The following is a 14,046-nucleotide window of genomic DNA, read 5'->3' on the forward strand; positions in this document are numbered from 1 at the left end:
ATCCGGACAGACCGGGTCGGAATGGAGAAAGGCGCACCACTCATGACCTCTGTGCAGGTCGACAAGCAGCATGACGGCAGTGAGGCTGGGACGGCCCCCGAAGAGGGCTACCAGCGGGGTCTGGGAAACCGTCAGATCCAGATGATCGCCATTGGCGGCGCCATCGGTACCGGTCTCTTTCTCGGGGCCGGCAAGGCGATCTCGATGGCCGGGCCGAGCATCATCCTCGCCTACGCCATCGTCGGTCTGGTCATCTTCTTCATCATGCGGGCCCTGGGCGAGCTGCTCATGTACCGGCCCGTCTCCGGATCCTTCTCGGAGTACGGACGCGAATTCCTCGGCCCGTTCATCGGCTTTGTGACCGGCTGGACGTACTGGCTGTTCTGGGTCGTCACCGGCATCACCGAAGTGACCGCCGCCGCCACGTATGTGCAGCACTGGAACAAGGGCATACCGCAATGGGCCTCGGCACTCGTCTTCACGTGTGCGCTCTTCGGTATCAACCTGATCTCCGTGAAGATCTTCGGTGAGCTGGAATTCTGGTTCTCGATGGTCAAGGTCACCGCGATCATCGGCATGATCCTTATCGGCCTCGGCGTGATCACCCTCGGCTTCTCCGACGCCGGTGACACCGCCTCCTTCAGCCTCCTGTGGTCCGACGGCGGATTCTTCCCCAAGGGCATCGGCGGCACGCTGATGACGCTGCAGATCGTGATGTTCGCCTTCCTCGCCGTCGAGCTCGTCGGCGTCACCGCGGGCGAGGCGACCAACCCCAAGAAGGTCCTGCCCAAGGCGATCAACACCGTGCCGTGGCGGATCGGCCTCTTCTACATCGGTGCGCTGATCATCATCCTGTCCGTCGTCAGCTGGACGGCGTTCAAGCCGGGCGTCAGCCCCTTCGTCGCCGCCTTCCAGCAGATCGGTCTGCCGGCCGGTGCCGGCATCGTCAACTTCGTCGTGCTGACCGCCGCGCTCTCCTCGGCGAACTCGGGCATGTACTCCACCGGCCGGATGCTGCGCGACCTCGCGCTCAACGGCCAGGGGCCGAAGTTCTTCACCAAGCTCAGCAAGAACGGCCTGCCCACCTGGGGCACCGGCGTCTCGGTCGCGATGATGCTGTTCGGCGTCTACATCAACTACAAGTGGCCCGGTGAGGCGTTCAACTACGTCGTCTCCTTCGCCACCATCTCCGGTATGTGGGCGTGGATCGTCATCCTGGCCTCGCAGCTGCGCTACCGCGCCAAGGCGAACCGCGGTGAGCTGCCGCAGTCCGAGTTCAAGGCCCCCGGCAGCCCCTTCACCTCGGTCTTCGCGCTGGCCTTCATCGGCATGGTGATCGTGATGATGGGTGTCGACAAGGATGCCCGGGCCGCGCTCTACGCGGCGCCCGTGTGGGCGCTGGTCCTGGCCGTCGGCTACCTCTGCATCAAGCGGCGGGACGCGGCGGTCCTGGCGGCCGGCGGGGCACCGAAGGAAACCGCCGCCAAGGACGCCAAACGCTGAGGCAGCACCCCGGACGGCCGGCGGAGCCGCCCGGCTGTCCAGCATGCGGGCCCGTATGTACCACTCTTCGGTACGTACGGGCCCGCTGGCTATTCTTGGCGCCATGCTGACCCTCACCAAGGCCCTCTACGACCAGATCGTCGAGCACTCCCGCCAGGACCACCCCGACGAGGCCTGTGGCGTGGTCGCGGGCCCGGCAGGCAGCGGCCGCCCCGAGCGGTTCATCCCGATGCTGAACGCCGCCCGCTCGCCCACCTTCTATGAATTCGACTCCTCCGACCTGCTCAAGCTCTACCGCGAGATGGACGACCGGGACGAGGAGCCGGTGATCATCTACCACTCGCACACCGCCACCGAGGCCTACCCCTCGCGCACCGACCTCTCCTACGCGAACGAGCCCGGTGCTCACTATGTCCTGGTTTCCACCGCCGACACCGACGACGCCGGGCCCTTCCAGTTCCGCTCGTTCAGGATCGTGGACGGTGTGGTCACGGAGGAAGAGGTCGAGGTCGTGGCGGCGTACTCCTGAGCGCGTCCCACCTGGCGTACACCGATCGTCCGCATCATGGGACGAGGTTCCAATACCCGGACCGGGAATCGATACGATGACCGCATGGTTGACCACGACGTGAGCGAGAAGAGGACGGGCATGCTGCTGCACGCTCCGCTCGCCACGCGTCGCTCCGCATCCGCGCTGCTCGGCGCCTTCGGCTGCGGAGCCGCACGGCTGCACGTGGATCTGTGCCGCCTTTCCAGCGCCATCTGTCCGCGCTGCGCCGGCGCCTGACCCGGCCCGTACGGGCGCACGTACCGCGCGACCCCCGCACCTCCCGCGTCATCCGACGCCCTCCCGGCCTGCCGACCGCCGCGCACCCGGGACGCACAGCATCCGCCACCGCACTCCGACAGGAGCACTCCCATGGCCATCGAGGTCCGAATCCCGACCATCCTGCGCACCTACACCGACGGCCAGAAGGCCGTCGAGGGCAGCGGAGAGACCCTCGCCGACCTCTTCACCGACCTGGAGAGCCGGCACACCGGCATCCGCGAGCGCCTGGTCGACGGCGAGCAGCTGCGCCGCTTCGTGAACGTCTACCTCAACGACGAGGACGTCCGCTTCCTGGAAGGCATCTCCACCAAGCTCGCCGACGGCGACAACGTGACGATCCTCCCGGCCGTGGCCGGCGGCATGCGCTGATGCGTTACGACTCCCCGCTGGCGGCGGTCGGGAACACCCCTCTCGTCCGCCTCCCGCGCCTTTCGCCCTCCGACGACGTCCGCATCTGGGCGAAGCTGGAGGACCGCAACCCCACGGGCTCGATCAAGGACCGGCCCGCGCTGCACATGGTCGAACAGGCCGAGAAGGACGGCCGGCTCACCCCCGGCTGCACCATCCTTGAGCCGACCAGCGGCAACACCGGCATCTCGCTCGCCATGGCGGCCAAGCTCAAGGGCTACCGCATGGTGTGCGTCATGCCGGAGAACACCTCTTCCGAGCGGCGCGAGCTGCTCGCCATGTGGGGTGCCGAGATCATCTCCTCGCCCGCGGCCGGCGGCTCCAACACCGCCGTCCGGGTCGCCAAGGAGCTCTCGGCCGAGCACCCCGACTGGGTGATGCTCTACCAGTACGGCAACCCCGACAACGCCGGTGCGCACTACGCCACCACCGGCCCCGAGATCCTCGCCGACCTCCCCTCCGTCACCCATTTCGTGGCCGGTCTGGGCACCACCGGCACGCTCATGGGCGTCGGCCGCTATCTGCGTGAGCGGGTCCCCGGCATCGAGATCGTCGCCGCCGAACCGCGCTACGACGATGTCGTCTACGGTCTGCGCAACCTCGACGAGGGCTTCATCCCCGAGCTCTACGACGAGTCCCAGCTCACCACCCGCTTCTCGGTCGGCTCCGAGGACGCGGTCCGCCGCACCCGCGAACTCCTCGCCGAGGAAGGCATTTTCGCGGGTATCTCCACCGGCGCGGCACTGCATGCCGCGATCGGCGTCGGCAAGAAGGCGGTCAAGGCGGGCCGGAGCGCCGACATCGTCTTCGTCGTCGCCGACGGCGGCTGGAAGTACCTCTCCACCGGCGTCTACACCGCCGAATCGACCGAGGCAGCCATCGCCACGCTGCAGGGCCAGCTCTGGGCGTAGGGCCAGCTTCGGGCGCAGGGCCGGCTCTGGGTGCAGGGGGTGTCTCCCTCCAGGGGCTGGCGGGCCAGGGACGCCCCCGGCGAAGGCCGGGGGCACTCCGCGAGCGGCGGGGCGGTCCGTGAGCGGCGGCGGGCGCTCCGTGAACGGTGGCGGGCACTCCGTGAACGGCGCCGGGCACCTCGCGGGCGGATGGGGCACGGCACACACCCGACGGGAGCGGCCCCTGCGTACGGGCGTACGGGGCGACAGCCCAGACTGGTGATTCCGCCCACAGCTCGCCCCGCTGGAGGAGCCACAGGACCTTTTGCGGCTTACGCTCGTGGGCACCGCACAGACCGCCAAGGACCCGGCAACACCCCGGCAACACCCCGGCAGGGCCCGCCGGGAACCTGCAGGGACCAGCCCCCCAGCTCTCCTCTGCGTTCGAGCAGGGGAGGCCCCTAGACCGCCGCCCCCGCCCACGGAGGTTCACGCCCGTATGAAGCTCACTGTCGTCGGATGCTCGGGCTCGTTCCCTTCCATGGAATCGGCCTGCTCGAGCTACCTCCTGGAGGCCGACGGCTTCAGGCTGCTCCTCGACATGGGCAATGGCGCCCTGGGCGAGCTGCAGCGCCACTCCGGCCTCTATGACCTGGATGCCGTACTCCTGTCGCATCTGCATGCAGACCACTGCATCGATCTGTGCGGCTATTTCGTCGTCCGCTATTACCGCCCGGACGGCGGGCGTTGTGCGCCGATGCCGGTCTACGGGCCGGCCGGCACCGAGCGGCGGCTGACCGTCGCCCACGCCGATGTGCCGCACGACGGCGCGATGAGCGAGGTCTTCGACTTCCGCACCCTGACACCCGGCACGTTCACCATCGGGCCGTTCACGATCCGCACGGAACACGTCAGTCACCCGGTGGAGGCCTTCGGCGTCCGTATCGAGCACGGCGGCCGGACCCTGACCTACTCCGGGGACACCGGACCCTGCGAGGCGCTGGAGTCGCTCGCCGCGGGCGCCGACTTCTTTCTGTGCGAGGCGTCCTTCACGTACGGCAAGGAAGACATCCCGGATCTGCACCTCAACGGCCGGGAGGCCGGCGAGAGCGCCCAGCGGGCCGGTGTGGGGCGGCTGGTGCTGACCCACATCCCGCCGTGGACCGACCCGGACATCAGCATCCGTGACGCCCAGAAGGTCTACGACGGCCCGGTCGAGGCCGCCAAGGCAGGCGCGGTCTACGAGATCTGACGCGGAGGCGGCACGCCCGGCGCAACGGCGAAGGGCCCCGGAACCGTGGTGCGGTTCCGGGGCCCTCGCCTGTGCCGTGGACGGTGCCCTTACGCCTTCGTCAGGTCCTCGACCTCTTCCTCGGGCTCCCGGCCCGGGGTGGTGAGGTTGAACTTGGTGATCGCGAAGCGGAACAGCGCGTAGTAGACGGCTGCGAAGACCAGGCCGATCGGGATGATCATCCAGGGCTTGGTGGCCAGGTTCCAGTTCAGCGCGTAGTCGATGAAGCCGGCGGAGAAGGTGAAGCCGTCGTGCACGCCGAGCGCCCAGGTGAGGGCCATGGACAGGGCCGTCAGCACCGCGTGGATCGCGTACAGCACCGGCGCGATGAACATGAACGAGAACTCGATCGGCTCGGTGATACCGCAGACGAAGGAGGTCAGCGCGAGCGAGATCATCATGCCCAGGACGGCCTTGCGGCGCTCGGGGCGGGCGGTGTGCGCGATGGCGAGGGCGGCGGCCGGCAGGCCGAACATCATGATCGGGAAGAAGCCGGACATGAACTGGCCGGCGGACGGGTCACCGGCGAAGAAGCGGCCGATGTCGCCGTGCGCGACCTTGCCCGCGGCATCGGTGAAGTCACCGAGCTGGAACCACGAGACGGTGTTGACGAACTGGTGCATACCGATCGGCAGCAGTGCGCGGTTGATCAGGCCGAAGAGTCCGGCGCCACCGGCACCCAGACCGGTCATCCACTCGCCGAAGGCGGAGATCCCGTCGCCGATGGGCTCCCAGATCAGCAGGAAGAGCACGCCGACGGCGGTGCCCACGAAGGCCATGATGATCGGGACCAGCCGGCGGCCGTTGAAGAAGCCCAGCCAGTCCACCAGCTTCTTGCGGTGGTAGCGCTGCCACAGGACCGCGGCGAGCAGCCCCATGATGATGCCGCCGAGGACGCCGGGGTTGTTGAGGACCGGCTCGACCCACTCGCCCTTCTCGATATGGCCTTCCGTGACCGGGAACGCCTTGAGGACATTGCTGTAGACCAGGAAGCCGACCAGGGCGGCGAGCGCCGTCGAGCCATCGGCCTTCTTGGCGAAGCCGATGGCGACGCCTATGCAGAACAGCATGGGCAGGTTGTCGAAGACCGCGCCACCGGCGGCGGCGAAGACCTTGCTGACGGCGATCCAGCCCAGGCCCTTCTCGCCGAACACATCGGGCTGGCCGAGGCGGTTGAGGATGCCCGCGGCGGGCAGTACGGCGATCGGCAGCTGGAGGCTGCGGCCGATCTTCTGCAGGCCCTGGAACAGGCCGGAGCCCCGCTTCTTCGCGGGGGCCGCCTTCGTGGCGGTGGCCGAACTCATCGGATTCCTCCTGGTGAGGCGGGCACTCGAAGGGGGGACGGCCCGCGCTTGGTCTACACCTTGGTCTACACCACTAGTGGTTTAGACCATTCTTAGCACGTAGCCCTGACATAAAGGAATCCATTCTTCCAAGTGGTGTGGACCACATGGCGACCGGCCCCTGGTCAGCGGACTCAGGGGCCGGCAAAAGCGTCCCGGAAGGCCGGGCGGCGGCCTCCGCGGCCACTTCCGGCGGGTGTTCCGGGCCGGGTCCTACTTGATGTTCTCCCGCTCCATCGCGTCCCCCACCTCATCCGGCTCGCGGCCGGGCGTCGCCAGATTGAATTTCGTGATCACGAAACGGAAGAGGGCGTAATAGACCGCCGCGAAACACAAACCGATGGGAATGATCAGCCAGGGTTTGGTCGCCAGCCCCCAGTTGATGACGTAGTCGATCAGCCCCGCCGAGAAGCTGAAGCTGTCGTGCACCCCCAGCGCCCAGCTCACCGCCATCGACACACCCGTCAGCACCGCGTGGATCGCGTACAGCGCCGGCGCGACGAACAGGAACGAATACTCGATCGGCTCGGTCACACCCGTCACGAACGACGTCAGGCCGACCGACAGCATCATGCCCGCGATCTCCTTACGGCGGTGCGGCTTGGCGCAGTGCGCGATCGCCAGCGCCGCCGCCGGCAGCGCGAACATCATGATCGGGAAGAACCCGGTGGTGAACTGCCCCGCATCCGGATCGCCCGCCAGGAACCGGTTGATGTCACCGTGGACGACGGTGCCGTCCGGCTTGGTGAAACTGCCGAACTGGAACCAGACGAAGGTGTTCAGGAACTGATGCAGGCCGATCACCAGCAGCGCGCGGTTGGCGACACCGAAGATCCCCGAACCCCACGCCCCCAGCCCCGACAGCCACTCACTGAAGCTCGTCAGCGCATCACCGACCGGCTGCCACACGAACAGACACAGCACCGCGAAGACCAGACCGACAAAGGCCATGATGATCGGGACCAGCCGGCGGCCGTTGAAGAACCCCAGCCAGTCCACCAGCTTCACCCGGTGAAAGCGCTGCCAGAGCCACGCGGACAGAAATCCCATGACGATGCCGCCGAACACCCCCGGATTCTGGAACTCCGCCTGCGTGACCGTGTTGGTCCGGTCCAGGCACACACCGCTCCACAGACCGGCCTGGGTATACGTCTGGCCCGCGCCGCAGCCCGACGGGAACGCGTGCAGCACCGAGAAATAGACGAGGAAACCGGTCACCGCCGCCAGCGCCGTCGACCCGTCCGCCTTCTTGGCCATACCGATCGCCACACCGACACAGAACAGCAGCGGCAGACCGAGCCCCGAATCCAGCAGTGCACCGCCCGCGGCCGCGAACACCTTGCCGACGGCGTCCCAGCCCAGCCCGTCCGCGCCGAACACATCCGGCTGGCCAAGACGGTTGAGAATCCCCGCGGCGGGCAGGACGGCAATCGGCAACTGCAGACTGCGCCCCATCTTCTGCAGGCCCTGGAAGAGGTTCGACGCCCAGCTCCTCCTCGGGGCCGCCGCCGCTGCGTTCGCACTCATCCCTGTCCTCCCGGCAGTCGGCCCGTCGACAGCCGCTCTGGTGCTTGCCGCATACTGGTGGTGTAGACCACTTGGGGTGCGCACCGCGGCCGTTCTCGCGGCTGTCCGGCGCGCACTCCGGTGATCGCCATCCTTCGCCAGACAGCGGACAAACGCCCACATAGTTGGGCTGAACGTGCGTTACGGTGTGAAAACCGCGCGGCGGGATCGCCGGCGGCCGAGACAAGCAGGAGTGGACATGGCCAGCAAGGCTGAGAAGATCGTCGCCGGGCTCGGCGGACTCGACAACATCGAGGAGGTCGAGGGCTGCATCACCCGCCTCCGCACCGAGGTCGTCGACTCCTCCCTCGTCGACGAGGCCGCCCTCAAGGCCGCCGGCGCCCACGGTGTCGTCAAGATGGGCACCGCGATCCAGGTCGTCATCGGCACCGACGCCGACCCCATCGCCGCCGAGATCGAAGACATGATGTGAGCTGACGAGCCGGCCGCCAAGCCGCTCCCGAAGGCCCCGCCCCGGACGATCCACCGCCCCGGAGTGGGGCCCTCGCCGTTCCCGATAGGGTCTACGCCATGTCTCGCATCGACGGCCGCACCCCCGAACAACTCCGCCCGGTCACCATCGAACGCGGCTGGAGCAAGCACGCCGAAGGCTCTGTCCTCATCTCCTTCGGCGACACCAAAGTCTTCTGCACCGCCTCCGTCACCGAAGGCGTCCCGCGCTGGCGCAAGGGCACCGGCGAAGGCTGGGTCACCGCCGAGTACTCGATGCTGCCCCGCTCCACCAACACCCGCGGCGACCGTGAATCCGTACGCGGCAAGATCGGCGGCCGCACCCACGAGATCAGCCGCCTCATCGGCCGCTCCCTGCGCGCCGTCATCGACTACAAGGCCCTCGGCGAGAACACCATCGTCCTGGACTGCGATGTCCTCCAGGCCGACGGCGGCACCCGCACCGCCGCCATCACCGGCGCCTACGTCGCCCTCGCCGACGCCATCACCTGGGCCCAGGGCAAGAAGCTCATCAAGCACGGCCGCAAGCCCCTCACCGGCACCGTCTCCGCCGTCAGCGTCGGCATCGTCGACGGCACGCCGCTCCTCGACCTCTGCTACGAGGAGGACGTCCGCGCCGAGACCGACATGAACGTCGTCTGCACCGGCGACGGCCGCTTCGTCGAGGTCCAGGGCACCGCCGAGGCCGAGCCCTTCGCCCGCGACGAACTCAACGCCCTCCTCGACCTCGCCGTCGCCGGCTGCGCCGAACTCGACGGCACCCAGCGGGCGGCGCTGGCCCGCACGCTCTGAGCGACCACAGCGGTGCACACCGGCCCGCGCTCCGGGGACTCGGAGGGCGGGCCGGTGTGCGTTCCGCCTGGAGCGCGGGCGGGTGTGTGCCTCGCCGTTGGGAGGGCGGGCCGCGCGGGGCCCCGCGTCACGGGGGAGGACCCGGCCCCCTGCGATCCTGAGCCTCTGCCACCCCTGTGACCCTTTTCTCATGGGGCCTCCGGGTCTGGAAATGCCACCGCGGCGCCCGCACTGTGGAGCCATGTCCACCACCGCTGCCACCGCGTCCCGCGCCCGCACCGGCGGGCCCAAGGACGACTCCCGTCTCCTGGAGCACGTCCTCGGCTGGACCCTGGTCGTCGTCCTCGCCATGCTGCTCACCCAGACCGGCCTCCTCTGACGGAGGGGCCGCCGGGGGAGGGGCCGCGCCGCGCCGCCTCCGACGGATGTCGCCCCTGGGCGCAACCAAAACAACCCCGCCCCGCGTTTCTTCCTTTGCCCGCACATTGCCAAGGGAAGGAAACCCGCGCCATGGCCCCCCGCACGCTCCCGCAGCGCCGCCCCGCCGCCACCGCACTCGTCACGCTCGCCGCCGCCACCCTCGCGATACCGCTGCTCTCCGCCTGCGGAGCGGTCCAGAAGGCCATGGACTGTGCCAACACCGCCTCCTCCGTCGTCAACGCCGTCGACAAGCTCCAGCAGGCCGCGGACACCGCCGTCAGCGACCCGCAGAAGACCCAGCAGGCCCTCGACGCCATCGACGCGGACCTGCGCAAGCTCCGCGACGGGGCGAACGACCCCGACCTGTCCAAGGCCATCGACAAGACGAACGACGGCATCAAGGCCGCCCGCAAGGACCTCGACAACAACAAGGCCCCCGACATCCAGCCGATCGTCGACGGGGCCGGCCAGATGACCAAGATCTGCACCCCGGGATAGCCGGGATAATCGGGTCCCATGCAGACTCACACCGGCGGACCCTCCGCACACCCCCGCCGCCTCATCCTCGCCACCCGCAACGCCGGCAAGGTCAGCGAACTCCGCGCCATCCTCGACGCGGCCGACCTCGACATCGAACTCGTCGGCGCCGACTCCTACCCCGACATCCCCGACGTCAAGGAAACCGGCGTCACCTTCGCCGAGAACGCCCTCCTCAAGGCCCACGCCCTCGCCAAGGCCACCGGCTGCCCTGCCGTCGCCGACGACTCCGGCCTCTGTGTCGACGTCCTCGGCGGCGCGCCCGGCATCTTCTCCGCCCGCTGGGCCGGCACCCACGGCGACGACCGGGCCAACCTCTCCCTGCTCCTGGCCCAGCTCGGCGACATCGCCGACGAACACCGAGGCGCCCACTTCGCCTGCGCCGCCGCCCTCGCCCTGCCCGACGGCACCGAGCGCGTCGTCGAGGGCACCCTCGAAGGCACCCTCCGCCACACCCCCACCGGCACCGGCGGCTTCGGCTACGACCCCATCCTCCAGCCCCTCGGCGACACCCGTACCTGCGCCGAACTGACCCCCGCCGAAAAGAACGCCATCAGCCATCGCGGGCAGGCGTTCCGGGCGTTGGCACCGGTGGTGCGGGAGTTGGTGGGCTGACGTCGGGCAGCAAAAACGGCCTCCCGGTCCAAAGGCTGGGAGGCCGTACGTGCGGGTGGGCCCGGTGGGACTCGAACCCACGACACACCGGACCTAAACCGGCGCCCTCTTGCCAGCTGGGGTACGGGCCCGCGCGCCTACCTTACTGTGCCCGGCCGCCTGGCTGTGTGGGGAGGGCCGAGTGCGCCGAGCGGCACGAGAAAGTCCTCGTCTGGCTGTGGCACGAGGGGCACAGGTAGCGGAGGTTACCGAGGCGGTTGTCCAGCCGGTCGCCGTTGATGTGGTCGATCTCCAGGACGAGCCGGTTGCCCTGCCAGGTGTCCCCGAGGCCGCACTCCGCGCACCGCCGAAGCACCTTCTTCTCCTCGAGGGCACGGCGTAAGAACACCGTCTTCTCGCGTCGGGAACCCGGTTCGCGCTGCCGCAGGATCTGGTCGGCCGACCGGCGGTTCGGGGAAGGCAGCCCACGCCGATGGCCCTGACCCGTGAAGTGGTCCGTCGACAGGCCGTATGCCTCGATACTGCGTTTCAGCGTCCTCCGTGACGTGCGGTTGTCCGTCAGGGCGAGGCATGTGAGGGCTCCGGCGAGGCTCTGTGAGGCGGCCACGGCCCTTTCCGCCTCACGGCGTGGGAGCAGGGAGACGCCGTGCCTCCGGCGGGTGAAGTGGGAGGTGTCGATACCGAATTGGTCGAGCTTCCTGCGGAGGTGCGTGTACGCGCTGTCGTATGGCGGAACCTCCATGTAATCCAGCATTTCCCGGATGCTGTGGGACTGCACGACGGCTTCCGAGAGCAGCGCCCGGGTGTACGAACGGGGTGGCCTTCGGGGGAGCGGCTCGTCGACGAAGTGTGGAGTGTCGACGCTGTAGTGCTTCAACCGGGCGCGCAAGTACCTGCGCGGACCGCTGCCCAGGGGCGTTCCGAGTCGGCGCAGCATGTCGACCAGGCTGGTGGAGTCAGCGGCCGTACGGGTCAGCAGGTCACGGGTATAGGCGACGCGTGAAGCCATGGGCGGGGCGTTCACCTCCGTCGGGGCTTGCGGCCGCGGTAAGTGTCGGTCACCGCATGGCAGTTGGGACACAGTAAACGCAAGTTGGCCGGTCGGTTGTCCCACCAGTCACCGCTGAGGTGATCGACTTCCAGGCGCAGCGGCTTGCCGTTCCACTTCGTGCCCGTGGCACAGAGCGCGCACCGTTCCGGAACTCCCCTGCGCAGCAACGCTCTGCGAAGGCGCTCGCCTCCGGTGCGGCCGTCGGCCGGGGAGCCCAGAACCAGACGGTCGTGTGCGGGGGCCTTGGGGTGTTGGCGGCGCGCTGAGGTGAAATGCGAGGTGTCGATGCCCAGTTCGGCGATGCGGCGGCCGATGTGTGCTTGGTTTCCGCCGACCGGGCTGATGCCGAGGCGGCGTACGACCTCGGCGATGCTGTGTGAGCGGGCCACCAGCTCACACAACCGGGCCTCGGTGTGCCGTACGCCAGGGCGCGCGAAGTGCGTGGTGTCGACGCCGGCCTCCCGCATCCTTGCGCGCAGGTAGCGTCTGCTGCCCGGCGTCGGTGTCCCGCCGAACCATCGCACGGCTTCATCGAACGACGAGGATGCGCGTGCGGCCTCCGCCAGCCGCTCGGGCGTGTATTTGGCCGGCATGATTTCCCCCATTCCGCGCACCAGGCCCACCCTCGCGCGCCGCTCGAACAGAACAACGATCGAACGCGGGGCCGGTTACGGCGGGTGGCGGAAAAGGCCGAAGGGGCCTCGGGGAAGGATTTCCCGAGGCCCCTTCGCGTCAGGTGCCGCAGGTCAGAAGCGCGGTTCCGGTGTCTGGGACTCGATGAGTTCGACCGCTTCTTCCTTGGTGGCCACGGAGGGTGGGGAGCCTTCGAGGGGCTGTTGGGCGGTTTCCTTCATGAAGGCGACGGCGAAGACGCCCACGAGGGCGGCGCCCATCGTGTAGTAGGCGGGGACCATCACGTTCTTGTCGAAGGCGTCCATGAGGGCGGTGATCACCAGGGGGGTGGTGCCGCCGAAGAGGGAGACGGCCAGGTTGTAGCCGATGGAGAGGGAGCCGTAGCGGACGTTGGTGGGGAAGAGGGCGGGGAGGGCGGCGGACATGGTGCCCAGGAGGCAGACCAGGGAGAGGCCGAGGAGGGCCATACCGGCGCAGACCGCGGGGATGCTGCCCTGCTTGACCAGGAGGAAGGCCGGGATCGCGAGGACGAAGAAGCCGACCATGCCGGTCATCAGCAGGGGCTTGCGGCCGTAGTGGTCGCTGAGCTTGCCGACGGTGCTGAGAATGCACATCAGGACGGCCATGGTGCCCAGGAGGATCAGCAGGCCGTGGGACTCCTCGTAGTGGAGGGTGTCCGTCAGGTAGGTCGGCATGTACGACAGCAGCATGTAGTCGGTGATGTTGTAGGCGCCGACCAGGGCGATGCAGAGGATGAGGGTGGGCCACTGCTGGGTGAAGATCTCGCCGATCTTCTTCTTGGGGGCGTTCTCGGAGAGGTGGGAGAACTCGGCCTCGGTCTCGACGGCCGAGCCGCCGGCGCTGTGGGTCTGGGCGGCCTCGAACTTCTGGAAGGCGGGGGTCTCGTCGAGCCTGACCCGCAGGTAGAGACCCACCAGGCCGAGCGGTCCGGCGATCAGGAACGGCAGGCGCCAGCCCCAGCTGAGCATGGCCTCGTCGCCGAGGGTGGTGTTGAGCAGCAGCACGATGCCGGCGGCGCCGGTGTAGCCGATGAGGGTGCCCATCTCCAGGAAGCTGCCGTAGAAACCGCGCTTCTTGTCGGGGGCGTACTCGGCGATGAAGGTGGAGGCGCCGCCGTACTCACCGCCGGTGGAGAAGCCCTGCACGAGGCGGAAGAGGATGAGGAGGACGGGCGCCCAGAAGCCGATGGTGGCGTAGGACGGGATCAGCCCGATGCAGAGGGTGCCCAGCGCCATCATGATCATGGTGAGGGCGAGGACCTTCTTGCGGCCGACGCGGTCGCCGAGGGGGCCGAAGTAGGCACCGCCGAGGGGGCGTACGAGGAAGGCCACGGCGAAGGTCGCGAAGGACGACAGCAGGCTGGTGGTGTCGCTGCCGCCGGGGAAGAAGACCTTGCCGATGGTGACCGCGAGATAGCTGTAGATCCCGAAGTCGAACCATTCCATGGCGTTGCCGAGCGCGGCGGCCTTCACCGCGCGCTTGACGACGCGTTCGTCGGTGACGGTGATGTCGGTGCGCCGCAGTTTGGGGTTCTTGCGCCGGGCGACGGCACGGAAGAGCACCCGGTGGCGCTTGAGCGCTTCCCGGTCCTGTTCGGGAGCGGGGTCGGCTTCGGTGCTGCCGGTCGGCACGAGGCGGTCCTCTCGGTCGGTCAGCGCGCGGTGCGCCGTGGGATA

At 68.6% G+C, this 14,046-nt stretch carries 16 protein-coding genes and 1 tRNA gene; 11 read left to right on the plus strand and 6 right to left on the minus strand.

Going from position 1 to position 14,046, the window contains the following annotated elements; translation table 11 throughout:
• Positions 1–42 precede the first annotated feature (42 nt).
• The 6 genes from AB0C46_RS24460 to AB0C46_RS24485 all read left to right on the plus strand — a co-directional run bounded on the left by AB0C46_RS24460 (position 43) and on the right by AB0C46_RS24485 (position 4,882).
• On the plus strand, positions 43–1,503 hold the full coding sequence (locus tag AB0C46_RS24460) for an amino acid permease (RefSeq protein ID WP_362830273.1): 1,461 nt from the start codon (positions 43–45) through the stop codon (positions 1,501–1,503).
• A 103-nt stretch (positions 1,504–1,606) separates the two neighbouring features.
• Positions 1,607–2,032, plus strand: coding sequence for a M67 family metallopeptidase (locus tag AB0C46_RS24465; protein ID WP_362830274.1), 426 nt, complete (start codon positions 1,607–1,609; stop codon positions 2,030–2,032).
• An 84-nt stretch (positions 2,033–2,116) separates the two neighbouring features.
• A complete protein-coding gene (locus AB0C46_RS24470; protein WP_362830276.1) occupies positions 2,117–2,290 on the plus strand; it encodes a putative leader peptide in 174 nt (57 codons plus the stop codon).
• 132 nt (positions 2,291–2,422) lie between these two features.
• Positions 2,423–2,701 (plus strand): MoaD/ThiS family protein, encoded by a 279-nt coding sequence (locus tag AB0C46_RS24475; RefSeq protein ID WP_362830278.1) that lies wholly within the window; start codon positions 2,423–2,425, stop codon positions 2,699–2,701.
• A complete protein-coding gene (locus AB0C46_RS24480) occupies positions 2,701–3,651 on the plus strand; it encodes a cysteine synthase (protein WP_362830280.1) in 951 nt (316 codons plus the stop codon). The genes AB0C46_RS24475 and AB0C46_RS24480 overlap by 1 nt, the downstream gene beginning before the upstream one ends.
• Positions 3,652–4,129: 478 nt before the next feature.
• Positions 4,130–4,882, plus strand: coding sequence for an MBL fold metallo-hydrolase (locus tag AB0C46_RS24485; RefSeq protein ID WP_362830281.1), 753 nt, complete (start codon positions 4,130–4,132; stop codon positions 4,880–4,882).
• Between the two features lie 89 nt (positions 4,883–4,971).
• Here AB0C46_RS24485 and AB0C46_RS24490 read toward each other — a convergent pair whose 3' ends face one another.
• Positions 4,972–6,225: a PTS transporter subunit EIIC gene (locus AB0C46_RS24490; RefSeq protein WP_362830282.1), complete on the minus strand. Its 1,254-nt coding sequence runs from the start codon at positions 6,223–6,225 to the stop codon at positions 4,972–4,974.
• A 252-nt stretch (positions 6,226–6,477) separates the two neighbouring features.
• Positions 6,478–7,791, minus strand: a complete 1,314-nt coding sequence (locus AB0C46_RS24495) for a PTS transporter subunit EIIC (RefSeq protein ID WP_362830408.1) — start codon at positions 7,789–7,791, stop codon at positions 6,478–6,480.
• 232 nt (positions 7,792–8,023) lie between these two features.
• Between AB0C46_RS24495 and AB0C46_RS24500 the strand changes: the two genes are divergently transcribed.
• From AB0C46_RS24500 to rdgB, 5 genes are all read left to right on the plus strand, one after another.
• Complete coding sequence (locus AB0C46_RS24500) at positions 8,024–8,263, plus strand: PTS glucose/sucrose transporter subunit IIB (protein WP_208683897.1); 240 nt, start codon at positions 8,024–8,026, stop codon at positions 8,261–8,263.
• Between the two features lie 98 nt (positions 8,264–8,361).
• Positions 8,362–9,093 carry a ribonuclease PH gene (gene rph / locus AB0C46_RS24505; protein WP_362830284.1) on the plus strand — a complete coding sequence of 244 codons (732 nt, stop codon included), beginning with the start codon at positions 8,362–8,364 and terminating at the stop codon, positions 9,091–9,093.
• A 241-nt stretch (positions 9,094–9,334) separates the two neighbouring features.
• Positions 9,335–9,472, plus strand: a complete 138-nt coding sequence (locus AB0C46_RS24510; protein WP_107429536.1) for an SCO1431 family membrane protein — start codon at positions 9,335–9,337, stop codon at positions 9,470–9,472.
• A 131-nt stretch (positions 9,473–9,603) separates the two neighbouring features.
• Positions 9,604–10,011 carry a hypothetical protein gene (locus AB0C46_RS24515; protein ID WP_362830286.1) on the plus strand — a complete coding sequence of 136 codons (408 nt, stop codon included), beginning with the start codon at positions 9,604–9,606 and terminating at the stop codon, positions 10,009–10,011.
• An 18-nt stretch (positions 10,012–10,029) separates the two neighbouring features.
• Entirely contained in the window at positions 10,030–10,665 is a 636-nt protein-coding gene (gene rdgB / locus AB0C46_RS24520) for an RdgB/HAM1 family non-canonical purine NTP pyrophosphatase (RefSeq protein WP_362830287.1), read from the plus strand.
• A gap of 56 nt (positions 10,666–10,721) precedes the next feature.
• On the opposite strand, the gene AB0C46_RS24525 is transcribed toward rdgB, so the two are convergent.
• From AB0C46_RS24525 to AB0C46_RS24540, 4 genes are all read right to left on the minus strand, one after another.
• Positions 10,722–10,796, minus strand: a tRNA-Leu gene (locus AB0C46_RS24525).
• 11 nt (positions 10,797–10,807) lie between these two features.
• Positions 10,808–11,674 carry an HNH endonuclease signature motif containing protein gene (locus tag AB0C46_RS24530; RefSeq protein ID WP_362830289.1) on the minus strand — a complete coding sequence of 289 codons (867 nt, stop codon included), beginning with the start codon at positions 11,672–11,674 and terminating at the stop codon, positions 10,808–10,810.
• Positions 11,675–11,685: 11 nt separating this feature from the next.
• Entirely contained in the window at positions 11,686–12,309 is a 624-nt protein-coding gene (locus AB0C46_RS24535; RefSeq protein ID WP_362830290.1) for an HNH endonuclease, read from the minus strand.
• 153 nt (positions 12,310–12,462) lie between these two features.
• Complete coding sequence (locus AB0C46_RS24540; RefSeq protein ID WP_362830291.1) at positions 12,463–14,001, minus strand: MFS transporter; 1,539 nt, start codon at positions 13,999–14,001, stop codon at positions 12,463–12,465.
• Positions 14,002–14,046: the final 45 nt, after the last annotated feature.

The organism is Streptomyces sp. NPDC048637, assembly GCF_040650675.1.
Lineage (GTDB): Bacteria > Actinomycetota > Actinomycetes > Streptomycetales > Streptomycetaceae > Streptomyces.